At 73.6% G+C, this 23470-nt stretch carries 26 protein-coding genes; 13 read left to right on the top strand and 13 right to left on the bottom strand.

The features are described from left to right. Positions 1-97 precede the first annotated feature (97 nt). On the bottom strand, positions 98-1057 hold the full coding sequence (locus tag V6U88_RS07985) for a LysR family transcriptional regulator (RefSeq protein ID WP_334451190.1): 960 nt from the start codon (positions 1055-1057) through the stop codon (positions 98-100). A gap of 61 nt (positions 1058-1118) precedes the next feature. Between V6U88_RS07985 and V6U88_RS07980 the strand changes: the two genes are divergently transcribed. Beyond that, a complete protein-coding gene (locus tag V6U88_RS07980; RefSeq protein WP_334451189.1) occupies positions 1119-2006 on the top strand; it encodes a serine hydrolase in 888 nt (295 codons plus the stop codon). A gap of 154 nt (positions 2007-2160) precedes the next feature. Further along, positions 2161-3129, top strand: a complete 969-nt coding sequence (locus tag V6U88_RS07975; protein ID WP_334451188.1) for an MBL fold metallo-hydrolase — start codon at positions 2161-2163, stop codon at positions 3127-3129. Positions 3130-3188: 59 nt separating this feature from the next. Here the strand turns inward: V6U88_RS07975 and V6U88_RS07970 are convergent, their stop codons facing one another. From V6U88_RS07970 to V6U88_RS07960, 3 genes are all read right to left on the bottom strand, one after another. Further along, entirely contained in the window at positions 3189-3416 is a 228-nt protein-coding gene (locus tag V6U88_RS07970) for a TM2 domain-containing protein (RefSeq protein ID WP_334451187.1), read from the bottom strand. Positions 3417-3547: 131 nt separating this feature from the next. After that, a complete protein-coding gene (locus V6U88_RS07965; protein WP_334451186.1) occupies positions 3548-4087 on the bottom strand; it encodes a DUF1697 domain-containing protein in 540 nt (179 codons plus the stop codon). A gap of 178 nt (positions 4088-4265) precedes the next feature. Next, complete coding sequence (locus tag V6U88_RS07960) at positions 4266-4448, bottom strand: Rho termination factor N-terminal domain-containing protein (RefSeq protein WP_334451185.1); 183 nt, start codon at positions 4446-4448, stop codon at positions 4266-4268. Between the two features lie 168 nt (positions 4449-4616). On the opposite strand from V6U88_RS07960, the gene V6U88_RS07955 reads away from it, so the two are divergent. Then, entirely contained in the window at positions 4617-5684 is a 1068-nt protein-coding gene (locus V6U88_RS07955) for a hypothetical protein (RefSeq protein ID WP_334451183.1), read from the top strand. Here V6U88_RS07955 and V6U88_RS07950 read toward each other — a convergent pair. From V6U88_RS07950 to V6U88_RS07930, 5 genes are all read right to left on the bottom strand, one after another. Further along, positions 5609-7054 (bottom strand): amino acid permease, encoded by a 1446-nt coding sequence (locus V6U88_RS07950; RefSeq protein ID WP_334451181.1) that lies wholly within the window; start codon positions 7052-7054, stop codon positions 5609-5611. The genes V6U88_RS07955 and V6U88_RS07950 overlap by 76 nt on opposite strands. Before the next feature lie 73 nt (positions 7055-7127). Then, positions 7128-7691 (bottom strand): SOUL family heme-binding protein, encoded by a 564-nt coding sequence (locus tag V6U88_RS07945; RefSeq protein WP_334451180.1) that lies wholly within the window; start codon positions 7689-7691, stop codon positions 7128-7130. A 40-nt stretch (positions 7692-7731) separates the two neighbouring features. Further along, positions 7732-8457: a YqeB family protein gene (locus V6U88_RS07940; RefSeq protein WP_334451178.1), complete on the bottom strand. Its 726-nt coding sequence runs from the start codon at positions 8455-8457 to the stop codon at positions 7732-7734. Beyond that, entirely contained in the window at positions 8454-9242 is a 789-nt protein-coding gene (locus V6U88_RS07935) for an ABC transporter permease (protein ID WP_334451175.1), read from the bottom strand. Before V6U88_RS07935 ends, V6U88_RS07940 begins: the two co-directional genes overlap by 4 nt. Beyond that, complete coding sequence (locus tag V6U88_RS07930) at positions 9239-10138, bottom strand: ABC transporter ATP-binding protein (RefSeq protein ID WP_334451174.1); 900 nt, start codon at positions 10136-10138, stop codon at positions 9239-9241. Before V6U88_RS07930 ends, V6U88_RS07935 begins: the two co-directional genes overlap by 4 nt. Before the next feature lie 132 nt (positions 10139-10270). Between V6U88_RS07930 and V6U88_RS07925 the strand changes: the two genes are divergently transcribed. The 4 genes from V6U88_RS07925 (at position 10271) to V6U88_RS07910 (ending at position 14269) form a co-directional block, all read left to right on the top strand. Then, complete coding sequence (locus V6U88_RS07925; protein WP_334451172.1) at positions 10271-11515, top strand: sensor histidine kinase; 1245 nt, start codon at positions 10271-10273, stop codon at positions 11513-11515. Beyond that, entirely contained in the window at positions 11494-12192 is a 699-nt protein-coding gene (locus V6U88_RS07920; RefSeq protein ID WP_442934590.1) for a response regulator, read from the top strand. Before V6U88_RS07925 ends, V6U88_RS07920 begins: the two co-directional genes overlap by 22 nt. Positions 12193-12264: 72 nt before the next feature. Continuing rightward, positions 12265-13680, top strand: a complete 1416-nt coding sequence (locus V6U88_RS07915) for an ATP-binding protein (protein ID WP_334451168.1) — start codon at positions 12265-12267, stop codon at positions 13678-13680. An 88-nt stretch (positions 13681-13768) separates the two neighbouring features. Next, positions 13769-14269, top strand: a complete 501-nt coding sequence (locus V6U88_RS07910) for a hypothetical protein (protein WP_334451167.1) — start codon at positions 13769-13771, stop codon at positions 14267-14269. Positions 14270-14370: 101 nt separating this feature from the next. Here the strand turns inward: V6U88_RS07910 and V6U88_RS07905 are convergent, their stop codons facing one another. Further along, a complete protein-coding gene (locus V6U88_RS07905; RefSeq protein ID WP_334451166.1) occupies positions 14371-15156 on the bottom strand; it encodes a D-Ala-D-Ala carboxypeptidase family metallohydrolase in 786 nt (261 codons plus the stop codon). 323 nt (positions 15157-15479) lie between these two features. On the opposite strand from V6U88_RS07905, the gene V6U88_RS07900 reads away from it, so the two are divergent. Both V6U88_RS07900 and V6U88_RS07895 read left to right on the top strand, forming a co-directional pair. Further along, entirely contained in the window at positions 15480-16121 is a 642-nt protein-coding gene (locus V6U88_RS07900; protein WP_334451165.1) for a DUF6642 family protein, read from the top strand. Positions 16122-16167: 46 nt separating this feature from the next. Continuing rightward, a complete protein-coding gene (locus V6U88_RS07895) occupies positions 16168-16632 on the top strand; it encodes a PPOX class F420-dependent oxidoreductase (RefSeq protein WP_334451164.1) in 465 nt (154 codons plus the stop codon). A gap of 3 nt (positions 16633-16635) precedes the next feature. Here V6U88_RS07895 and V6U88_RS07890 read toward each other — a convergent pair whose 3' ends face one another. Both V6U88_RS07890 and V6U88_RS07885 read right to left on the bottom strand, forming a co-directional pair. Continuing rightward, positions 16636-17277, bottom strand: coding sequence for an NAD(P)-dependent oxidoreductase (locus V6U88_RS07890; protein WP_334451162.1), 642 nt, complete (start codon positions 17275-17277; stop codon positions 16636-16638). Between the two features lie 206 nt (positions 17278-17483). Beyond that, positions 17484-18716, bottom strand: coding sequence for a serine hydrolase domain-containing protein (locus tag V6U88_RS07885; protein WP_334451161.1), 1233 nt, complete (start codon positions 18714-18716; stop codon positions 17484-17486). A 75-nt stretch (positions 18717-18791) separates the two neighbouring features. Here V6U88_RS07885 and V6U88_RS07880 point away from each other — a divergent pair, with 75 nt between their 5' ends. The 3 genes from V6U88_RS07880 (at position 18792) to V6U88_RS07870 (ending at position 21089) form a co-directional block, all read left to right on the top strand. Further along, on the top strand, positions 18792-19385 hold the full coding sequence (locus V6U88_RS07880; protein WP_334451159.1) for a pentapeptide repeat-containing protein: 594 nt from the start codon (positions 18792-18794) through the stop codon (positions 19383-19385). Positions 19386-19678: 293 nt separating this feature from the next. After that, the gene (locus V6U88_RS07875) at positions 19679-20575 is read left to right on the top strand and encodes a hypothetical protein (RefSeq protein ID WP_334451157.1); all 897 of its coding nucleotides are present in this window, start codon (positions 19679-19681) and stop codon (positions 20573-20575) included. Positions 20576-20651: 76 nt separating this feature from the next. Next, positions 20652-21089 (top strand): nitroreductase family deazaflavin-dependent oxidoreductase, encoded by a 438-nt coding sequence (locus V6U88_RS07870; RefSeq protein ID WP_334451156.1) that lies wholly within the window; start codon positions 20652-20654, stop codon positions 21087-21089. Between the two features lie 187 nt (positions 21090-21276). On the opposite strand, the gene dacB is transcribed toward V6U88_RS07870, so the two are convergent. Beyond that, the gene (gene dacB, locus V6U88_RS07865; RefSeq protein ID WP_334451155.1) at positions 21277-22860 is read right to left on the bottom strand and encodes a D-alanyl-D-alanine carboxypeptidase/D-alanyl-D-alanine endopeptidase; all 1584 of its coding nucleotides are present in this window, start codon (positions 22858-22860) and stop codon (positions 21277-21279) included. 328 nt (positions 22861-23188) lie between these two features. Here dacB and V6U88_RS07860 point away from each other — a divergent pair, with 328 nt between their 5' ends. After that, a complete protein-coding gene (locus V6U88_RS07860) occupies positions 23189-23470 on the top strand; it encodes an adhesin (protein WP_334451153.1) in 282 nt (93 codons plus the stop codon).

Here is a 23470-nt window from a genome sequence, read left to right as displayed (position 1 = left end):
TCCGCCGCAGCGGTGCCACCCGCCTGTCCTACCCGGTCGGGCCGCGCCCTCACTCCGCCCGTCCGGGTGATCTGCGCCAACCCCCGAGCCGCACCGCTCAGTCGGCCGTGGCGTCGAACAGCACCGGCCAGGGCCGGGCCGACGGCACCACGGCGGCCGGCGGCGCGGGCTCGACAGTGGCCAGCACCTCGGCCGCGAGCTGCCCGAACATCGGTGCCGCCGGGTGCGCCGAGCGGTCCGGCCAGGCCGCTGCGGTCCGCTTCACCAGCGGCCGCCCGGCCAGCGGGCGCCAGGCGATCCGGGGTTCTCGGCGGGCCAGCGACTCCGGCTCCAGCGCCACCGCGCCCCCGGCGAGCAGCAGACCGAAGATGAACTCCGGATTACGGGCCGGCCGCACCCGGCCCGGCGTGAAGCCGTGCCGGCGGCAGACGTTTAGGACGTGGTCGTACCAGCCGGGAGCGGTGGAGCGGGGCGCGGCGACCAGGTCCAGCCCGGCCAGATCGGCCAGGGCCACCTCGCGCGGGCGGGCCAACGGCGCGGCCCGGGGCAGCAGCACCCCCACCGGTACGTCCACCGACGGGCCGAAGCGCAACCCGGCCGCCCCCTCCGGATGGTGCAGCAGCCCGGCGTCCAGCCGTCCCTCGGCGAGCATCCGCACCTGCTCGGCGCTGGTCAGCTCGTGCAGGTCCAAGTCGAGCCCGGGCGCGGTGGCGGCGAGCCGGTCCAGCAGGGCGCGCAACGTCACCGCCGGCGTCTCCGGCGGCACCCCGGCCCGGAACACGCCCAGTACGCCCTCGCGGACCTGGCGCATCAGGTGGCGTACCCGCTGCTCCCCGGCCAGCAGCTCCTCGGCCTCGCCGAGCAGCAGCTGCCCGGCGGTGGTCAGCCGCACCTGCCGCCGGGACCGGTCGAACAGTTCCACCGCCAGCTCCCGCTCCAGGCGCTGGATCGACTGGCTCAACGGCGGCTGCGCCATGCCCAGCATCTCGGCCGCCCGGCCGAAGTGCAGCTCACGGGCGACCACCACGAAGTGCCGCAGGTGGCGGAGCAGGTCCACGCCCGGGACCCTACGGCAGCCACGCCCGGACCCTACGGCAGCCGCCGGTTACCGTGCCGGGGTGGCAGCGGAGCAGCACGTCGAGGAGATCTTCGCCCGGGCCGGCATCACCGGCAGCCTGCACGTCGTACCCGTGGACGGTCCGGCCGGGTGCGAGGTCGCGGTGCGGGCGGACGAGCAGATCGTCATCGCCTCGGTGTTCAAGATCCTGCTGGTGCTGGAGTTCGCCCGGCAGGTCGCCGCCGGGCAGCTCGACCCGGGCGAGCGGGTGCTGGTCCGGGCCGGGGACCGGCTCGGCGGATGGGGGGTCGCCGGCTGCGCCGACGACGTCGAGGTGTCGCTGCGCGACCTGGCGTACTTCGCCATGTCGGTCAGCGACAACACCGCCGCCGACCTGCTGCTGCGCCGGGTGGGCGCGGACGTGCTGCCGATGCTCGCCGCCGAGCTGGACCTGCCGCGTACCCGGATCCTCGGTGGGCCGCGGCAGCTGGTGGAGCTGATGCTGGCCGACGTGGGCGCCCGCACCGAGGCCGACTTCGCCCGGATCTTCCCGACCCTGCCCGAGGACCGGGTCCGGGCGATGCGGGTCTTCGACCCGGCGCACACCACGTCGAGCACCGCCCGGGACATCACCCGGCTGCTCGGCCTGATCTGGCGGGACGAGGCGGGCCCGGCCTCGGCCTGCTCCACCGTCCGGGAGCTGATGTCCCGGCAGCTCTTCTGGACCCGGCTGGCCTCCGGCTTCCCGCCGGGGGTACGCGTCGCCGCGAAGACCGGCACACTGCCCGGGCTGCACCTGGAGGCCGGGGTGGCCGAGTACCCGGACGGCGCCCGGTACGCGATGGCGGTCTTCGTCCGCACCCACCGCCTCGCCACCCGCCGGATCGACGTCGACCTGGCCATGGGGGAGGCCGCCCGGACGGCGGTGGAGGCGCTGCGGCAGGGCTGACTTTTCCGCCCGCCCGCCCCGGACCAAGCGGCGGTGAGCTGGACCGATATCGGTGCGCATATCGACGCCCCCGACCTTTGATCTTGGACGTGGCGTCGGGCGCGGTGGTGGGGTGGGAACCGATCGCGCACATCGCCGACGGGGAGGATCCACCATGTCCGCACACCAGCTCGACCGCCGCCGCTTCCTGCGCAGCACCGCCGCCGGGGCCGCCGCGGTGACCGCCGGAGGACTCGCCACCGGCGCTCCGGCCCAGGCCGCGCCGACCGCCGCCACCGGCCTCCGCCGCTCCGGCGCGCTCAGCTTCCGCTGGTGGGGCACCTCCGGCTGGCGGATCGACATCGGCGACCGCACCGTGCTGGTCGACCCGTACCTGAGCCGCTACGACACCGGGCTGTTCCGGGGCGCCTTCGACCCGGCCACCCCGCTGACCGTCGACGCCGCCGTCGTCGACTCCCTCGTAGACCGGGCCAGCACCGTGCTGGTCACCCACACCCACTGGGACCACTACAACGACGTGCCGCACATCGCGAAGAGAACCGGCGCCCGGGTCTTCGGCACGCTGACCGCGTACCACCTCGGGCTGGCGTACGGGCTGCCGGCGAGCCAGCTCAGCCCGGTCCGGGGCGGGGAGGTGCTCGACTTCGGCGACCACACGGTCGAGGTGGTCGGCTCCCTGCACAGCCGCAACGCCGGGTACTCGATGGCCTTCCCCGGCGTACGGGTCAGCCCGCCCACCCGGCCTGCCACCATCGCCGACCTGCCGGAGGGGGACACCCTGGCGTACCAGGTGCGCATCGACGGCGGGCCGTCGGTGTTCTTCATGGGGGCCAGCGACTTCGCCGAGCGCAACCTCACCGGGCTGGCCCCGGACGTGGCGATGGTGGCGTTGCAGTCCACCACCGCGACCGCCGACTACGTGCCCCGGCTGATGGCCGCCCTGGAGCACCCGAAGGTCGTGGTGCCGGTGCACTGGGACAACTTCGAGACCCCGCTGACCAACCCGCCGGTCGTGAACCCCGCCGACCGGCGGCGCCTGGACGACCTGATCGCCGCCGTCCACCGGGCCTCACCCGGCACCCGGGTGCTGGTGCCGGAGTACGGGACGGCGTACCACTTCTGAGCGGACGCGCGGCGGGGCCGGGATCACCAGGATCCCGGCCCCGCCGGTGCACGCCCGGGTCACTTGGCGAGCGGCTGGCCCTGCTTGTCCTTGAAGGAGCCGACCAGGATCAGGATGAAGTCGATCAGGGTCCAGATCCCGAGGCCACCGAAGGTGACCAGCTGGAGGACGCCGGTGCCGACCTTGCCGACGTAGAAGCGGTGCACGCCGAGGAAACCGACGAAGAAGCAGAGCAGCAGGGCGACGACCCAGGACTTCTGGGTGCCGACCGTAACGGGAGCGGTCACTGCGGTCCTTTCTCAGGTGGAATAGCCGCGGGAGCGTATCGAGGGGCACCGACCGGAAGCAAGATCGAAAAAGTCCTGATCAGCCGGACGGACGGCCAGGTCCCGGCCGTTGCGCCGCGCCGGACGCTCCGTCAGGACGCGGTCAGGTCCCGCAGCGCCCGCACCGACTTCCAGTTGCGGGTCGTGGCCACCACGCCGAGCTGCTTCTCCAGGTACGCGTTGGTGAACCTCGATCGGCCGTACCCGCCGTCCGGGTAGTGCAGGTGGACCTCCCGACCGGCCACCGTGAACTCGACGTTTTCGTCACCGGGCACGCTCAGCGCCGCGACCTTCGCCTTCGTCGGCGCCGTCGCCAGGAACGCCACCAGCAGTTTCGTCGGGTCGTCCTGCCGCCCGGCGTACGGGCTGGCGTCGACCACCGCCGTCAGTTCCGCGCCGCTGCGCACCAGCACCGGCACGGCCAACCCCAGCTCGTCGGCGAGCGCCTGCTGGATGCCCCCGGCCAGCCGGTCGGCGTCGGTGGCGGTGCTGCCGAACACGACGTTGCCGGACTGGAGGTAGGTCTGCACATCGGAGTGCCCCAGGTCGGCGACCAGGCGGCGCAGGTCGGCCATCGCCAGCCGGGTGGTGCCGACGTTGACGCCGCGCAGCAGCCCCGCGTACCGGATCATGCCGCCTCCCCGCCGGGCCGTGGCCGGTCGCCCTCCGAATCATTCGGGTACGCGGACAGCGTCCCCCCAGCGGGCGGGGTTCCCACGTCGGCCATGGAGCCTCCTCGGCTGTAGACGTCCGGCAACGCCCAGCCTAGGCAGTCCGAAGTCGAGCGAGCCCCTTCGCGCGCACGTCGTCTCAGAGTTGGCGGATAGCGGCGGAGTCCAGCCGGAAGCCGACCGTGCGGTCGACCAGCCGGTCCACCAGTTCGGCCTTGCGCAGCCCGGCCACCCCGCGCAGCCCGAGCCGAGCCGCCAGCGCCCGCAGGTCCCTCGCCGGCCAGGGCGTCAGGTACGCCGTACCGTCCGCTCGGCTGGTCATCGCGGCGAGCGCGGCGACCGCTTCGTCGGGGTCGACGGTCGACGGTGCCGGCGGTGGGGCGGCGTCGGCGGTGACCGGGGCGGGAGTCCGGGAAGCGCCTTGGGTGTGAGGTGCGTGGCCCGGCCCGGGCGGGGACGGCGATCAGGCGGCAGGGACTACCGTGCCAGGATGCGCGCCCTCCGCCCCGCCGCCGGCCTGCTCCTCGCGGCCGCCGCCGTGGTGCTCTGGGCGGTCGGCATGACCGTCCTGCAACCGCTGACCGAGCCGATCGGGCCGTGGCCGGAGCGGCTGGCGGGCACCAACACCTACTGGGCGCGGGACGTCCGCTTCCTGGCCGTCGCCCTGGTCGTCCTCGGGCTGGCACTGGCCGGCGGCGGTGACCGCAGGTGGATCCGTCCCGCGCTGGTGCTCGGTGCCGGCGCGGTGGTGGCCGACCTGCTGCTCGACCGGGCCGACGTCACCGGCGTCCCGGCGACCGTGCTGCTGGTGGCCGGCGGGTGGGTGGTCACCGGGGCGCTCGCCGCGTTCCTGGTCCGCCGGCACGGGTGGCCCGGCCGCCCCGTCCACTGGCAGCGCCGCCGCGCCCTGGGCATGGCGGCGGCCGTCGCCGCGACGCTGGTCGTGGTGGCCGGCGGGTTGGAGTCGCCGACCGAGCGGGAGCCGGAACTGATCCCGGCCTGCCTGGCCGCCGCGCTGCTGTCGCTCGCCGCGTCGCTCGGCTGCGCTCTCGCCGCCGCCCCCGCCCCCGGGCGGATCCGCTGGCGCTGGGTGCTCGGCCTCGCCCTGGCCGGCGTGGTCGGCCTGGCCGCCGGCCGGCTGCTGCCGTCCGGTCACCGGTTGGGGCCGCTCTTCGCCCTCGGCGTGGTCCTGCTGACCGGTACGACGCTGCTGTCCTGGGACCGTCCGGGTGGCCGCCCGCCGTGGCGGCGGCACGCGATGGCCGCCGCGGCGGCGCTCCTCGGACTGCCCGCGGTGGGGCTGCTGGCGCTGCTGGTCCAGGCCGCCCTGCCCGTCGGCGCCGTGCTCACCGCCCGGGCGGGCAACATCGCGGTCGGCACCACCGACACCGACGTGCTCTTTTCGCTGGCCGGCGTGCTCACCGGCTTGGTGCTGGGGCTGCTGCTGGCCTGGCCCAACGCCCTCGGGCATCCGGCCGGGGGTCAGCCCCGGCCGGCGGGACCGCCCGCACCGCCCGGGCCGGACGGCCCGCGCCGGGCCAGCGCCGAGCGGCGGTAGCCGTACGCGGCGTAGAGCACCGCGCCGATCAGGAACCAGACCCCGAAGCGCAGCCAGGTCGTCGGGGACAGGAAGGTGATCAGCCAGATCGAGAAGAGCGCGCCCAATGCCGGCACCACCGGCATGCCCGGCAGCCGGAACGTGCGCGGCGCTTCCGGGCGGCGGTAGCGCAGCACGATCACCGCGATGCAGACCACCACGAAGGCCAGCAGGATGCCGATGTTGGTCAGCTCCGCCGCTTCCCGGATCGGCAGGAAGCCCGCGATCAGCGCCGAGCCCGCCCCGACGATCCAGGTGACCCGGATCGGCACCCGGCGCACCGGGTGCACCTTGGCGAACCAGGCCGGCAGCAGCCCGTCCCGGCTCATCGAGAACCACACCCGGGTCACCCCGAGCATGAAGGTGAACATCACGGTCAGGATGCCGATGATGGCGCCGACCGCGATCACGCTGGCCAGGCCGGAGAGGCCCACCGAGGCGAACGCCGAGGAGAAGCCGCTCTCCGGGTCGATCTCCCGGTAGTTCTGCATGCCGGTGAGCACCAGCGTGGCCAGCACGTACAGCACCATCGAGATGGCCAGCGAGTAGATGATCGCCTTGGGCATGTGCCGGCGGGCGTCCCGGGACTCCTCGGCCGCGGTGCTCATCGCGTCGTACCCGAAGACGGCGAAGAAGACGGTGGCCGCGCCGGTGAACGCCCCGCTGATGCCGAACGGGAAGAACGGCGAGTAGTTGGCCGTCCGGATGTGGAAGAAGCCGACCACGATGACCAGCACCACCACGGCGACCTTCAGGCCGACCACGAACGTCTCGAAGCGGGCGGCCGTCTTGATGCCCAGGGTGAGCAGGTACGCGATCAACAGGCAGAGCACCACGGCGAACAGGTCGACGACGTGGCCGTCGCCGGTACCCGGCGCGCCGAGCATCCAGGCCGGCAGCTGCAGGCCCAGCTCGCCGAGGAGGAAGCCGAAGTACCCGGAGATGCCGATCGCCACCACCGCCACGATCGCGGTGTACTCCAGCAGCAGGTCCCAGCCGATGAACCAGCCCACCGCCTCGCCGAGCACCACGTAGCCGTAGGTGTAGGCCGAGCCGGCCTTCGGGATCATGCCGGCGAACTCCGCGTACGACAGCGCGGCCGCCGCGCTGGCCAGGCCGGCGATCAGGAACGACACCAGCACGGCCGGGCCGGCGGTCTCGTTGGCGACCGCCCCGGCCAGGGCGAAGATGCCGGCGCCGATGATGCCGCCGACGCCGATCGCGGTGAGCTGCCACAGCCCGAGCGAGCGGGACAGCTGTTCGCTCGTGTCGGCGATCTCCTCGACCGGCTTGCGGCGGAAGATCCCGGTGCCGTTGCCTGCGGAGGCCATCGTCGTCCCCTTCACCGTCAGTGTCGAGCCCCGTCCGGGGACGTACGCCCCAACGACGCGACCCGGGCCCCGGTCACTCGGCGACCGGGAGTACGACTTCGTTGCGGCGCAGGAACCACGGCTTCCACGGCGGGTCGAAGCGGGCGTACCGGATCGCGCCGGTGGGGCTCAGGCCCGCCGCCGTCACCGCCCGGCCCAGCGCCGTGCCCCGTTGGTCGAACACCTTCTCGCTCCACCGCCCGGAAAAGCGGACGGCGGCGGCGAGCTGTGCGGGGACCTCCCGGATGGTGATCCGGGGGTCCTCCGGCTCGGGTGCGGTGGCGGCGGTGAGCGCGGCCGGCAGCACGAAACGCACCATCCAGCAGCCGGGCCGCTCGCCCTCCTCCTGCACCACCGGCGCGGTCCTCGCGATCTGCTCGGAGCCGGCCGACTCCTGCACCACCGGGGCGGTCATGCCGACCTTCCGCCGGGACCGGTTGGCCCCGGAGATGTACGCGGCCAGCGGCCGGAACCCCGCGTTGCCCGCCTCGAGGAACGACCCGTCGACGCGCAACTCGGCGACCAGGTGGGCCGGGTACCGGCGCAGCTCGAAGCCGGGTTGCCGGGAAACCACCCGGTACGGCTGCTGCTCGGTCATGGGCCACGCTCCCGGCCGTCAGGGCTCCTCGACAGCCACGCTACCGTCCGTTACCCCTTTCCTCCCGGTGAAGCGGAAGCCGGACCAGCCGCCAGTACTGCCGCCCCTGGTCGTCGCGCACCACCACCCCGAGCCGGGCCAGTTCCCGGCGCAGGTCGCGGGCGTCGTCCCCGCGTTTGGCGTCAACGGCACGCTGCCGGGCGCGCAACAGCGCGTCCGCGCCGGCCGGCAGCCCGGGCAGCCCCTCCACCCACCGCCGGTACGCGTCCCGGTGCGGGTCGGCCTCGGTCCACGGCCAGCCGTGCGCGGTGAACGCCGTGCGCAGCCGATCCCGGCTCAGGTCCGACTTCTCCCGGGCCAGTTCCGCGTCGTCGGAGTCGAGCAGCACCAGCGCCTTGCCGTCGACGAAGACGCAGGCGACCGAGGCCCGGGCGATGTCCCGGCCGTGGCCCTCGCGGTGCAGCCGCACCCCGATCCGGTCCACGGTCACGGTGAGCCGTTCCCGGGTGCCCAGGTAGGCGACGAACAGGCCGGCCAGCGCCGGCAGTGCCGTGCCGCCGGCCAGTGCCTGCCGCTCGGGCAGCCCGGCGAGCAGCTCGAACCATCCCTGGAACGGCACCCACGGCAGGTCGGCGAGCCAGCCGGACACGGCGGTCAGCGCCGCGCCCAGCCCCGCACCGAGCAGCGGGAACCCGCCCCACATCAGCACGAGTTCGCCGACGCCGCCGTCGACCACGCTGGCCTGCTCCTCGGCGCGCACGCTCACGCCACCTCGCTGCGCAGCGTGCGGACCAGGCCGGCGGCGAGCGGTGCCACCATCCAGACCAGCAGGGACACCGCGAGCCGCCCCCACTGCCCGGCGGTCACCTCGGTGCCGAAGAGCGGCTCCATGGTCACCGAGGTGTCCAGCCAGCGGGCCGGTCCGCGTAGCGCCGCGATCATCATGGCGAGGATGCTCCACACGGTGGGCAGCAGCAGGTAGGTCACGATCGCCAGCGGGGTGTTCAGCAGCAGCAGGCCGAAGGCGGCGCCCATCAGCGCGCTGGTGACCTGGAGTACGGCCGCGTGCCCCAGCTGGGACCAGTCGAAGACCCAGCTGCCCGCCCCGCCGGTGGCCCGGGCGGCCAGCGTGCCGACGGTGGCCACCGCCAGGCTGACCGCCACCGAGGCCAGCGCGGCCAGCACCACCGCGGCGAGCTTGGCGACCACCACCCGTTCCCGGCGCGGCACCAGCGCGAAGGTGGTCAGTGCGGTGCGCTGCGACCACTCGGCGGTGATCGACAGGATGCCCAGCACCGGCAGCAGCAGCCCGACCGGCAGCAGCGACGCGGTGAAGAACGCGGTGAACGTCTGCGCGGCCTCGTCGAGGACGAACAGCTGCACGGTGGCGATGGCGGCGGCGATCAGCCCGATGGTGACCAGCAGCCAGCGGCCGGCCCGGGTGTCGGCGAGCTTGCGCAGCTCCACCTCGGTCAGCCGGACCAGCGACGGTCCGGGCGGCGCCGGGCGGACGGTGCCGGCGGGTGCGGTGGTGGCGGTTGTGGCGGTCATTTCACGGCTTCCTTCGTCGACGTGCCGGCGGTGAGGGTGAGGAAGAGCTGTTCCAGGCCGCCGCTGCCGGCGGGCCGCAGCTCGGTCAGGACGAGACCGGCGTCCGCGGCGGCCTGCCCCACCGCCTCGGCCTCGGCCCGCACCACGAGCGCGCCGTCGCTGTCGGCGTCGGCGGGCAGGCCGGCCCGGTCCAGGGTCAGCCGCAGCGCCCGCGGGTCCCGGGCGCGGACCAGGGTGCCGGTGCCGGCGAGCAGGTCGTCCTTGCCACCCTGGGCGACCACCCGGCCGGCGCCGATCACCACCAGGCGGTCGGCGACCGCCTCCACCTCGCGCAGCAGGTGCGAGGAGAGCAGCACGGTGCCGCCCCGGTCGGCGAAGTCGCGCAGCAGGCCGCGCATCCAGAAGATCCCCTCCGGGTCGAGGCCGTTGGCCGGCTCGTCCAGGATCAGCACCCGGGGGTCACCCAGCAGCGCCAGCGCCAGGCCGAGCCGCTGCCGCATCCCCAGCGAGTACGCCCCGACCCGCCGCTTCGCCGCCACCGCGTTCAGCCCGACGAGGTCGAGCTTGGCGGCGACCTGCCGCCGGTCCACGCCCATGGTCCGGGCGGCCAGGGCGAGCGCCTCCCGGCCGGTGCGCCCCGCGTGCTGGGCGGAGGCGTCGAGCAGCACGCCGATCTCCCGCCCCGGGTTGGCCAGCTGTCGGTAGGGGCGTCCGGCGACGGTGGCCCCGCCGGACGTCGGCGGGGTCAGCCCGCAGATCATCCGCATGGTGGTGGACTTGCCGGCGCCGTTCGGGCCGAGGAAGCCGGTGACCGTGCCCGGCTCGCAGCGGAACGACACGTCGTCCACGACGGTGTGTGGGCCGTACCGCTTGGTGAGGTGTTCGACCGTGATCATGCCGTCGAGCCTGTCGGGGCCACCCGGCCTCCCGCTGCGGCCGGCGGTCGAGAGCCGGGTACACCTGTGGCCACGGCGGTCGTCGACTTTGGTAGCTGTCGCCGACGCCGGACGGCTACCTAGCATTGGCGGGTGAGCAGTGCCGTCGTACCCGAACTTCCCTGGCTGTTGCCGGGGGCACTGAGCCCCGCGACCCCGGTCGCCCGCCGCACCACGCGGGACTGGCTGGTCGACGGGCTCGCCTTCCTGCTCGCGCTCAGCTGGGCGCTGCTGGCCTTCGGCGACTCGGTCGGACCGGCACCGGAGTTCGCGCTCAACGCCGGGCCGTCCTGGCTCAACGAGGTCGACCTGGTGGTCGGCCTGCTCAGCACGGCGGCCCTCTGGCTGCGCCGGCGCTGGCCGGTCGCGCTGGCCGTGGCCAGCCTGCCGCTGGCGATCTTCTCGGTCACCGCGGCGGTGGCCCTGCTGATCATCCTGTTCACCGTGGCGGTGCACCGGCCGTTCCCGGTGGCGGGCGCGCTGGTCGGCGCGCACCTGCTGGTGACGCCCGTCTACAACCAGGTCCGGCCCGACCCGGCCCTGCCGTTCTGGGCGGCGATGATCTGGACGGCGTCGTTCCTCGGCGGGGTGCTGGCCTGGGGGATGTTCGTCCGGGCCCGCCGCCAGCTGGTGACGTCGTTGCGGGAGCGGGCGCACCGGGCCGAGGCCGAGCAGCAGCTGCGCGTCGCCCAGGCGCGCCAGCTGGAACGTACCCGGATCGCCCGGGAGATGCACGACGTGCTGGCCCACCGGATCTCCCTGCTCAGCCTGCACGCCGGGGCCCTGGAGTTCCGGCCGGACGCCCCGCCGGAGGAGGTGGCCCGGGCGGCCGGGGTGATCCGGGCCAGCGCCCACGCCGCCCTGCAGGACCTGCGCGAGGTGATCGGGGTGCTGCGGGCGGAGAGCGGCGAGGCGGAGCCGGAGACGCCGGAGCGCCCCCAGCCGACCCTCGCCGACGTGCCGGCGCTGATCGCCGAGTGCCGGGCGGCCGGCGTCCGGGTCAGCACCGAGGACCTGGTCACCGACGCCGCGTCGGTGCCCGCTGCGGTGGGGCGCAGCGCGTACCGGATCGTGCAGGAGGGGCTGACCAACGCCCGCAAGCACGCCCCGGGCGCGGTGGTCCGGGTCGGGCTGGCCGGTCGGCCCGGCGACGGCCTCACCGTGGAGATCCGCAACCCGTGGCCGGTGGGGGAGCCCGCCGGTCCGCTGATCCCGGGGGCGGGCACCGGACTGGTGGGCATCGCCGAGCGGGTCGGGCTGGCCGGTGGCCGGCTGGAACACGGGCGCGACCCGGCGGGCGACTTCCGGCTCGCCGCCTGGTTGCCGTGGCCGGCGTGACCGGCGGGGAGGCGGCACCGGTCCGGGTGCTGATCGTCGACGACGACGCGCTGGTCCGGGCCGGGCTGTCGATGATCCTGGGCGGGGTGCCGGACGTGCGGGTGGTCGGCGAGGCCGCCGACGGCGCCGAGGTGCCGGCCGCGGTCGAGGCGTACGCGCCCGACGTGGTGCTGATGGACATCCGGATGCCCCGGGTGGACGGGCTGGCGGCGACCGAGGCGCTGCGGGCGCTGCCCCGGCCCCCGGAGGTGCTGGTGCTGACCACCTTCGACGCCGACGACCAGGTGCTGCGGGCGCTGCGCGCCGGGGCGGGGGGCTTCCTGCTCAAGGACACCCCACCCGCCGAGATCGTCCAGGCGGTACGCCGGGTGGCGGCCGGGGAGGCGACGCTCTCCCCGACGGTCACCCGCAAGCTGATCACCCACGTGACCGCCGCCGGGGCGGCCGGTCCGGATCTCCGTGGGGAGCGGGCCCGGCGGCTGCTCGACGGGCTCACCGAGCGGGAGCGGGAGGTGGCCGTCGCGCTGGGCCGGGGCCGCACGAACGCCGAGATCTCCGCCGAGCTGTTCATGAGCGTGGCGACGGTCAAGGCGTACGTGTCGCGGCTGCTGACCAAGCTGGGGCTGAACAACCGGGTGCAGGTGGCGCTCCTGGTGCACGACGCGGGCCTGGTCTGACCACCACCCTTGGCTCCCAGGGATACAATCATTTCTGGTTGTATCACCGATGAAAGTATCGGGGTTGAGTGCATGGACGGTTTCGTCGGACGTACCCGCGAGTTGACCGTGCTCGACGGAATGCTCGGCAAGGTTCGTCGAGGAGGCCGGCCGGGCCGCGCGCTGCTGATGCGCGGGCGGCGCCGGGTGGGCAAGTCGCGGCTGGTGGAGGAGTTCATCGAGCGCGCCGAGGTGCCGCACCTGTTCTTCACCGCCTCAGCCCAGCCCACTGTCGCCGCGGACCTCGCCCTGTTCGTGGCGGCCGCCGCCGACTCCTCATTGCCCGGTGCCCACCTCTTCACGGCCCAGCGGCCGACCACCTGGGACGCCGCGCTCACCCTGCTCGCCGCCGCGCTGCCGACCGACCGCCCGAGTGTTGTCGTCCTCGACGAGATGCCCTACCTGATCGCCACCGATCCCGGGTTCGAGGGCACCCTGCAGAAGGTCTTCGACCGGGAGCTCTCCCGTCGTCCCGTGCTGCTTGTCTGCGTCGGCTCCGACCTGGCGATGATGGAGGCCCTGAACGACTACGGACGACCGTTTCACCAGCGGGCGACCGAGATGGTGATTCCACCGCTGAGCCCGGCCGACGTCCGCGACATGCTCGACCTCGCCCCGGCCGAGGCCTTCGACGCGTACCTGGTCTCCGGTGGGCTGCCGCTGATCCTCGACGAATGGCCCGGTGGTGCCTCGTTGAGCGACTACCTCGCCGACGCGGTCACCGATCCGACGTCGGCGCTGCTGGTCAGCGCGGAGCGGGCGCTGGCCGCCGAGTTTCCGACGCAATCGCAGGCCGGCCTGGTGCTGCGGGCCATCGGCTCGGGTGAGCGGACCTTCACCCTCATCGCCCGGGCCGCGGGTGATCTGCCCCAGGCGTCGCTCAACCGAGCGCTGCGCCTGCTGACCGACAAACGCATCGTCGACGTGTCGGTGCCGCTCTCCACCCGGCCCTCCCGGGAGACGCGCTACACCGTCGCCGACCCGTACCTCCGCTTCTGGCTGTCGTTCCTCGGTCCCCACCTGCCGGAGATCGAGCGCGGCCGCGGCGACCTGACCCTGGAGCGAATCCGGACGTCGTGGACGTCGTGGCGGGGGCGCGCGATCGAGCCGGTGGTCCGGGAGTCGCTGCGCCGACTTTCCGCCGAACACCTGCCCGAGGGCACTGCGGCGGTCGGTGGCTACTGGACCCGTACCAACGACCCGGAGATCGATCTGGTCGGTGCCGATCGGGGGCCGGTGGCTCGCCGGATCACCTTCGTCGGCTCCGTCAAGTGGCTGGAGAACCGCCCCTTCGACGCCCACGACCTGGGGTGGCTCCTCGCGCACCGGACCCGGATGCCCGGTGCCGACGAACACGTCGAGCCGGTCGTGGTGTCCCGCGGCGGGACGACGGTGCAGGGCGTACGGGCCCTGTCGGCGGAGGACCTCCTCACCGCCTGGCGGGATTGAACTTTCGTCCGGTTCGGGCCGTACCACTGGCCGAGGATGCGCTGCGGCGATTCAGCCGCAATCGCTGCCGAGCTGCGGGAGGCCTACCGTGCGAGTTGGTGAGCAGTCGACGGATCCCATCGATCAGATCCTGGGCGAGGTGCCGGTACCGGCGCCGCTGACACCGGACGACGTCCGGCTCGCGGTCCGGGCGGTGGTGGTGCACGCCGCCGAGGAGTGGCCCAACGGGCCGCTGTGCCGCAACGACGGCGCGTCGTACCCGTGCCGACTGCACCGCTGGGGCCGGCGGGTGCTGGAGACGCACGGGCTCAACGAGCGCCAGATCGACGCCCTGATCCGGCACGGGAACCCGTTCGTGCACGTACCGTTCCCGTTCCCCTTCACCAGTTCCGCCACCGCCCGAACCGACCGGCCGGCCCCCGTCCACCCGGGCCGCATGCCGACTGAACGGCCGGTTCCCGGCCATCCGACGCGCGGCCAGAACGGCCGGGTCACCGCACCGGGGGTCCGGCCCGTCGCCCGGTCCGGCGCGCCCGGCCGGCCGGTGGCACCCCCCGCCACCGCGCCGCGCTGGCCCCGGGCGAGCTGAGCGGAGGTACGACCGCCGGCGTCGCCCGGACGCCACGACGCCGGCCGGTCCGGGGGTTCCCCACCCCGGGGCCGGCCGGCGACCGTCTGTCTGGCCTCGGCTCAGCCGCCGCTGCCCACCCCGCAGTCCGGGGCGGCCCAGCTGGTCCGGTTCGCCGTCCGGTCGCTGTTGTTCTCCCGCCGCGAGTCCACGTGCACGTGAGTGTCGTGGTTGGGGTACCCGGGGCCGAGGATCCCGCTGAAGCCGTGGTTACGGGCGGCTCGGGCGAGCTCGCACAGCGACCGGGTCCGGGAGGTCACGTCGGCGGCGTTGCCGTAGAGGTGCTGGCTGTCCGACGCGCCGCCGACCTGGTTGTTGCAGGCGGTGCTCCGGAAGCCGCTGCTGACGTAGATCGGCTGATCGCCCAGCCCCCGGCGCAGCGCCTCCAGCTTCCACATGGTCCGCAGCGCGTTGGCCCGGGTCTGGTTCGCCGACAGCGGGCCCCCGCTCCACCCGCCGCGGCCGCAGCCGTTGTCCAGCTCCGAGTAGCTGAAGTGCGCCGGGGTGCAGTCGTTGTCCTGCAACTGGTAGAGCTTGCTGAAGGTCTGCGGCCCAGCGATGCCGTCACTGCGCAGCCCGTACGCCGTCTGGAACCGCTTGACCGCGGCGGCGGTCTCCGGTCCGTAGCGGCCGTCGACGCGGACGATCCCGCCGGCGCCGGCCCAACCGGCGACGCGAATCTGCAACTGCCGCACGTCGTCGCCGGAGCGCCCCTGCTGGAGGGTGCGCTGCCAGGTGTAACAGGCGTCGGCGTGAGCCGCTGGAGCCCCGACCACCGCGGCGATCGCGGCACCCGGCAGTGCCAGGGCGAACACGACGGCAGCTCGCTTCAAGGTGTTCACGCGCACAGAGTCCTCCCGGTAGGAGAGTGAATGAGGTGAGGATCAGGACATCGATCGGAACGTCCCGCGCTGTTCACCCTCGCAGCTCAGATGCCCTTTTGTGGCGACTAACGAGAATTGTCCTCACGATGAGCTTTGCTGGGTGTTGCCGGTGGATTGCGACGAATGGCGAAACGCCCAATCCGGCGCAGTCCGCCCGGCACCGCGACTGACACCCCGGCGGGCCAGGAAGGTGACACGAAGGCGTGGACGGCACACTCCGGGTGATGTCGCTGCCCCACCGAGGCCCCGGTAACGTCAGCCGCGGCGGTGTGACGGGGGAGGTGGACGTGGCACGCGGTGGCGTCTTCTGCGTCGAGGGGCAGTGGCACCGGGACCTCAACGAGCGCGGCTCCGTGCTGCCCACCCTGGAGCTGCTGGAACGGCTCGGCCGGATCCGCTTCATCCACAAGGACGCGGCCACCCGCGACGAGCTCTTCTACTTCCTCGACCGCTGGCTGCTCAAGCAGTACGCCGACTACCGGGTCGGCTTCTTCGCCATGCACGGCGAGCCGAGCCGGCTCTGCCTCACCGACTGGGACTCCGTCGAGCTGACCGACGTGGCGCAGCGGATGGCCGGGCGGTGTGAGGGGCGGCGGCTCTATTTCGGCAGCTGTTCGGTGCTGCGCGCCTCCGACGCCGCGCTGCGCGAGTTCCTCGACGTCACCGGAGCGGCCCTGATCTGCGGTTTCACCCGGGACGTCGACTGGGTCGAATCGGCCGCCTTCGAAACCGTACTGCTCGACGTGCTCGCCAACGGCCAGCGGCACAACGCCGCCGAGCTGCGGATGGGCTCGGCCCACTGGGCGCCGCTCGCGTCGTACCTCGGTTTCCGGGTGATCTACGCCAACGGCCGCGCCTGGCGGCCGACGGCCCGGCCCCGGGTCCCAACCCAGTCCGCCCCCGGCCGGGTCCCCGGCCGGGCCCGCTGACCCCGCCGCTGCGGCGCGCTCCCACGGGGGCTGGTAGAACCGACGCATGGCACGGACCATCGCGAGCAACACCCGGGTCGACCGGGACGCCCTGATCGAGTTCATCCGCCCCCGGCACAAGGTCCTGCTGATGACCACCCGGTCCGACGGCCGGCCGCAGTCCTCCCCGGTCTCCTGCGGGGTCGACGCCGAGGGCCGGCTGGTGATCTCCACCTATCCGGAACGGGCGAAGGCGGCCAACATCCGCCGCGACCCCCGGGTCTCCGCCTGCGTGCTCTCCGACGACTGGGACGGCCCCTGGGTGCAGGTCGACGGCACCGCCGAGGTGCTCGACCTGCCGGAGGCCCTGGAGCCGCTGGTCCAGTACTTCCGCAGCATCTCCGGCGAGCACCCGGACTGGGACGAGTACCGGGAGGCGATGGTCCGCCAGGGCAAGTCCCTGATCCGGGTCACCATCGACAGCTGGGGGCCGGTCGCCACCGGCGGCTTCCCGGCCCGGCTCGCGGACTGAGGCTCAGTACGCGGCGGTGAACCGCATGTTCTCGAAGCGCGGGTTCTCGATCTCGTCGACGATGGCGACCGCCAGGTCCTCGTAGGTCAGCACCGAGCGCCCGCGCTCGTCGACCACCGGGTGCTCGGTGCCGGTGCGGTAGCGGCCGGTCCGCTCGCCCGGGTGGAACTCCATCGGCGGCGGGGAGAGATAGGTCCAGGTCAGCCCGTCGGCCGAGGAACGGTAGAGGGCGAGCGCGTCGGCCTGGCCCAGCGCCGAGTCCCGGTACTCGTCGGGAAAGTCCGGCTCGTCGAGAAACGGGGTGTCGTTCGGCGTCAGCAGGGTCGCCCCGCCCCCGACGTGGATGAGCCGCGGCGGGTTCGGCACGTCCCGCAGGACGGTGACCAGGTTCTGCGCCGCGTCCCGCCAGAGCGCCCGCTCCCCGCCGCCGATCGCCACCACCATGACGTCGGCGTCGGGGGCCAGCTCCCGCACGCTCTGCGCCGAGGTGGCGTCCCCGACCACCACGTTGACCCCGGCCGGCAGCCAGGTGACCGACTCGGGCCGGCGGACCGCCGCCGTGACCCGGTGTCCCCGGTCGACCGCCTCCGCGACGATCCGCGAGCCCGCGGTGCCACCGGCGCCGTACACCACGACGTTGCTCATGCCGGCACTCCGCTGCGCTCCGTGCCGCCATGAGGCACCTTCGCGCTGAGCCTGATGATTCGCTCGCTGCGCTCGCTCATGCCGGCACTCCGCTGCGCTCCGTGCCGCCATGAGGCACCTTCGCGCTGAGCCTGATGATTCGCTCGCTGCGCTCGCTCATGCCATCCAGGCTATGGACCGGCCCGGCCGCTCGTCGGCGGAACGGCTCAGTCGACCAGGGCGGAGTAGACCAGCTGGCGCAGCTGGGAGCGGAGCGGGTAGGTGCTCGACGGCATCAGCTGGGTGAACAGCAGCGCGGTGATCTCCTCCACCGGGTCGACCCAGAACGCCGTGCTGGCCAGGCCGCCCCAGTAGTACTCGCCGACGCTGCTGGGCACCCGAGCCGGCACCGGGTCCTCGACCACGGCGAAGCCCAGGCCGAAGCCGATGCCGTCCAGCACCGTCTCGGCGAAGCCCTCCGGCTCGAACGACGCCAGGTCGCCGCCGCCGGGCAGGTGGTTGCGGGTCATGTAGCGCACCGTGCGGGGCGCGAGCAGGCGTACGCCGCCCAGCTCGCCGCCGCGCAGCAGCATCTGGGTGAACAGGTGGTAGTCGGCGGCCGTGGAGACCAGCCCGCCGCCGCCGGAGAGGCAGTCGGGGCGCTGCAGCGCGGCGGCCCCGATCCGGTCGGCGCGGATCGCCTGGCCGGTGCCCGGGTGCGGGGTGTAGAGGGCGGCGAGCCGCTTGGCGTCCGGCTCGTCGACCCACCAGCGGGTGTCGGTCATGCCCAGCGGGGTGAGGATCCGCTCGGTGAAGAACGCGTCCAGGCTCTGCCCGGAGACCACCTCGACCAGCCGGCCCAGCACATCGGTCGAGACGCCGTAGTTCCAGCCGGTGCCGGGCTGGAACATCAGCGGCAGCCGGGCCATCCCGGCCGAGGCGCCGGCCAGGTCCAGCCCGCGCGGCACGCCCAGGTCGTAGCCGGCGGCGCGGTAGAGGGCGTCGACCACCGAGGTCTGCGCGAAGCCGTACGTCAGGCCGGAGGTGTGGGTGAGCAGGTGCCAGACCCGGATCGGCTCGATCGCCGGCACCGTGTACGGCTTGAGCGCCGAGCCCTTGTCGAAGACCCGGACGTCGGCGAACTCCGGCAGCCACCGGCTGATCGGGTCGTTCAGCTCGAAGTGGCCCTCCTCCCAGAGCATCATCGCCGCGACCGAGGTGATCGGCTTGGTCATCGAGTAGATGCGCCAGAGGGTGTCCCGCTCCACGGGAGTGCCGGCCTCCACGTCCCGCATCCCGTACGTCGAGGAGTGCGCGACCTCGCCGCGCCGGGTGACCACGATCTGCCAGCCGGCGAGCCGGCCGTCGTCGACGTACCGGCCGAAGTGGTCGTCGATGCGCGCCAGCCGCGCGGGGTCGAAGCCGATGAGGTCCGGGTCGATGGTGCGTGCCACGCTCACGTCGCCGAACCTACTAGTCGGTACGCCGCCGGCGGAAGGCCCGCCGGTGTCGGTGCCGGCACATAGGGTGGTGCGATGCCCGAGCCGACCGAGGACGTCACGTTCCGCCACCAGGACTGGTACGCCGAGGAGCTGGCCGACCGGCACTTCGTCAACTGCGTCTTCCACGACGTCGACCTCACCGAGGCGGTCAGCCGGGGCGCCTCCTTCACCGGGTGCACCTTCGGCAACGTGCGGTTCAACTCCTCCCGGCACGTCGACTCGGCCTTCACCCGCTGCGTGTTCCGGCGGTGCAACTTCTTCGAGGCGGAGTTCACCGGCTGCAAGCTGGTGGGCAGCACCTTCGACCAGTGCGACCTGCGGCCGTTGCGGGTCGAGGGCGGCGACTGGTCGTTCGTGGCGCTGCCCGGGGCCGACCTGCGCGGGGTGAGCTTCACCGACGTACGGATGCGCGAGGCCGACCTGACCGGCGCCAACCTGACCGGGGCCACGGTGACCGGCGTCGACCTCTCCGGCGCGCAGCTGCACGCGGTTCGGCTCGGCCGCGCCGACCTGCGCGGCAGCGATCTGACCGCGCTGGATCCGACGGCGGTCGAGCGGGCCGGGGCGGTGATCGACCCGCAGCAGGCGATGGTGCTGGCCCGGACGCTCGGCTTCGAACTGCGCTGACGTCGCCGACTTCGCGATCGACGCACCCTTTAGTACGGTCAGGTCGCTCGGTGACGCGACCGTCGCGCGGCGAAGCCGGTCGCATCCCGCTGAGCGTCGGGGCTCACGGTGCGGTGCGCCGGAGCGGGCCGGATCACTGGTAGGAATGTTTCCATTACTACCGCTTGGTAACGAACTGGAAACGCCCAGGGCTCCACATATGGCGCAAGAGGCCGTTCGGATGAAAACGTGAGGCGGCCCACGTGGTGACCGCAACCGCCGCGTCGCCGACCGTGAGGGAGAGCGGAGAAGCGGTGACGGAAGACGAGCTGAGACGGACCGGCCCCGGCCCGAGCCGGAGCACGCCACGTCGGATCACCCGGCACCGGCACCGTCGACGCTGGACCGTCGAGGCGCTGACCGCCGCCGCCTGCCTCGCCGCGCTGGTGGCGTACCTCGGCTCCGAACCGGAGCCCGAGCCGCGCGGCGGGGGCGTGGCGCTGCCCGGCGCGGCCTCCACCGCGGTCGGCCCCCCGTCCGGGCCGCCCGGCGGACCCGGCCAGGTGACCGAGGCGGGCGTCGCGTCGCCGGGGCTGCAGCCCCGGCAGCGTCCGCCCACGCCCGCACCGTCGCCCTCGCTGACCCCGACGCCCGCGCCACGGCCGGCGACCCCGCTGCTCACCGTCTCCCGCGCCGACGTACCGGCCATGGTGGACCTCACCCAGCTCGGCATCCGCGACTGGGTGCACTGGGGGCTGCGCGGCCCGGATTCCGTGGTCCGCAAGCGTGGCGGCTCCGGGGAGATCCGCGACGAGGGCGGGCCGGGCGCGCGGAGCAGCTACGACACCGACCCGGAGCTGTTCGGCTGGCGCGACGGCGCCCCGGTGGGGGGCGAAGGTGGCACCTCCACCGGCATCCACACCTGCCACGTCGGCAACGGGTTCCGCCTCGCCGTGCTCGGCAGCGGCGAGCTGCGCACCGTGCACGTCTTCGCCGGGCTCTGGATGGCCCGCGGCCGGCTCGACGTGCGGCTCTCCAGCGGCGGCCCGACCAGCACCCTGCGGGTGGAGGACCCGCACACCAACCACAGCTCGCAGTTCGTCGTCCGGTTCCGGGTCGCCGCAGGGCAGAAGCTGCTGATCTCCTGGACCGCCGAGGAGACCTTCAACGGCTGCGGCAACGTCGCCCTCCGCGCGGTCGCCCTGCGCTGAGGCCGGTTCGCCGACCGTGCGCGGCGCGCCGGAGTAGCGTGGGCGCGACGACGCGACGAGGCGCGGGAGGCAGGCGATGGCGGCGAGCGAGCAGGTGCTGGACAGCCCCCAGGCTTGGGTGGCCGACCACATCCGACGGTACGTGGAGACCGGCGGCGAGCAGGGGCACGAGTGGCGGCCCGGCGTCTTCACGTTGCTGCTGACCACCCGCGGCCGCCGCAGCGGCAAGCTGCGCCGCACCGCCCTGATCTACGGCCGCGACGGCGACGACTACCTGGTGGTGGGCTCGCAGGGCGGCGCGCCGCAGCATCCGGCCTGGTACTTGAACCTGCTCGCCGACCCGGAGGCCGAGGTGCAGGTCGGTGCGGAGACGTTCGCCGTGCGGGCGCGGACCGCCGGGCCCGAGGAGAAGCCCCGGATGTGGCGGACGATGGCCGACATCTGGCCGGCGTACGACGAGTACCAGACGAAGACCGACCGGGACATCCCGGTGGTGGTGCTGCAGCGGGTCTGACCCATACCCGCCAGGTGATCGACGGGCCACGGTGATCGGCGCAGCATCGTCCGCAGTGGCCCGGCGACACGGGCCGATCCCACCCGGACTACGACCCGCGCCGCACCGCCGCCCGGCTGCGCGGCGACGGCCGCGAACTGAGCCGCTGGTGGTGCGGGCCCGGCTCCGGCCGGGCCCGCACCCGCGCTCAGCAGACGATCGGCTTCACCCAGGAGCACTCCAGCCCCTCCGGGGCGCGCGGCGCGTCGGGCGCCACCGGCGGCGCCACCCGCGCGGTGGTCACGCTCTTCTCGGTGTACGACGCCAGCGCGATGGCGATCTGGTCCTCCAGCCCCTTCACCGACGAGGCCAGGTAGTTGTTGAGCACCACGGAGAACGCCAGCACCCGGCCGTCGGCGTCGGTGACGTAGCCGGAGAGGCCGGAGACCCCGGTCAGGCTGCCCGTCTTGGCGTGCACGTTGTTCGCCGCCGGCGTGTTGCGCATCCGGCTGCGCAGCGTCCCGCCGACGAAGCGATCGGCGTTGCCGGCGATCGGCAGGGCGGCGTACCAGTCGGCGAACCACGGCTCGGCGCGCACGCCGGCGAGCAGCGCGACGAACTCGGCCGGCGGGATGAGGTTGCGCCGGGACAGTCCCGAGCCGTCGCGCTGGCGCAGGGTGCCGGTGTCCATGCCGGCGTCGGCGACGTACTCGCTGATCGCGGTCAGCCCCGCCGACCAGGTGCCCGAGCCGGAGATGATCCGGCCGATCTCCTTGGTGAGCACCTCGGCGTGCCCGTTGTTGGAGAGCTTCAGGAACGGCACCATCAGCTCGGCCAGGGTCATCGAGTCGTGCCGGGCCACCGGCGCCGCGCCGTCCGGGGTGGCCCGGCCGAGCACGGTACGCCCGAGCACCCGCACGCCGTGCCGTCGCAGCGCGGCCCGGAAGACGTCGGCGGCGTACCCGGTGGGCTCCCAGACGGTCATCCAGTCGCTGGACGGATCGTCGCCGACCGCGATCTGGCCGGTGACCACCACGGTGTTGGTGCCGTGCTCCCGCTCGAAGGCGATCGTGGTCTCGCCCTCGGCGACCGTCTCGGCCCGGTTGTCGATGCGCACGTAGCCGTTGGGCGGCGTCATGGTGACCGTCGGCGGCGCGCCCGCGCTCGCGGCCGGGGCGGCGTGCACGATCACGTTCCCGGCGTCGTAGTCGGTGTCCGGGGCGACGGTCAGCGCCGAGACCTGCGCGGCGTAGTAGTACGACTCGTCGTCCCACGTCCAGTCCGGCCCGAGCCGGGTGCGGTCGTAACGGGTGTCGTCGGCGACCAGGTTCCCGGTCACCACCCGTACGCCGCTCGCGGCCACCTCGGCGGCGAGCGCGTCGTAGTCGGCGGCCAGCATGGTCGGGTCGCCGCCGCCGCGCAGGTAGAGGTCGCCGGAGACCAGCCCGGCCCGGCGCTGCCCGGTGGTGCGTACATCGGTGGTGAACCGGTGCCCCGGGCCGAGCAGTTCCAGCGCCGCGGCCGAGGTCAGCAGCTTGGTGTTGGAGGCGGGGATCAGCCGCCGGTCGCCGTTGCGGTCGTACAGGGACTGCCCTGTGGCGGTGTCCACGACGACCACCCCCGCCTGCGCCCCGGTGAGCCGGGCGTCGGCGAGGATCGCGTCGATGGTGGCGTGCAGCCGGGTGGCCGCCGGGGTCGGTGACTCGGCGGTGGCGGGGAGGGCGCCGGCGGCGGCCACGGTGGCGGCGAGCGTCGCCAGCGCCGCGCTCCGGAGGAAGAGACGACGATGCATGCGTCGACGCTGTCATGGAGATTTCCGCCAGGCAAGACTCCGCACCGAAGGTTTTTTCCGAACCCCCGCGCGACGACGGCGAGCGACCTGCCGTCCTCACCCCAGCCTACCGACGACGACCGTGCTGAGGAGCGGAAACGCGCAACGCGCGGGGGCGCTCCCACAGAACCCGGTCTATTTGACGGACGCCCGTCCAAGGGGCACGGTGGGGGTGAGGGGGCCGCGCGATGCGCCCCGATTCGCCGGGCGACGACCAGTTCGCCATCAGGTGCGCGCTTCGCCACTGCGCGCGAGGCCCCGCTGCCGAGAACCCATGAGGAGTTCCGACATGCTCAAGATGACCGACAACGCCGTGCTCGTGATCCGCGACCTCGCCGTCCAGCAGGACGTCGCCGAGGACGGCGGGCTGCGCATCGCCGCGGACACCAACGCCGGCTCGCTCACCATCGAGCTGGTGCCGGAACCGGTGCAGGGCGACCAGGTGGTCGACAACCAGGGCGCCCGCATCTTCCTCGACGCGGACGCCGCCGAGCTGCTCAACGAGACCTCCGTCGACGCGGTCGTCGACGACGAGGGCGTCGTGCAGTTCGGCTTCACCGAGAAGGGGTGA

The sequence above is a fragment of the Micromonospora sp. CPCC 205739 genome, from assembly GCF_036906795.1.
Lineage (GTDB): Bacteria > Actinomycetota > Actinomycetes > Mycobacteriales > Micromonosporaceae > Micromonospora.
The sequence above is the reverse complement of the archived record's forward strand: the minus strand, read 5'-3'. Positions and strand labels throughout refer to the sequence as shown.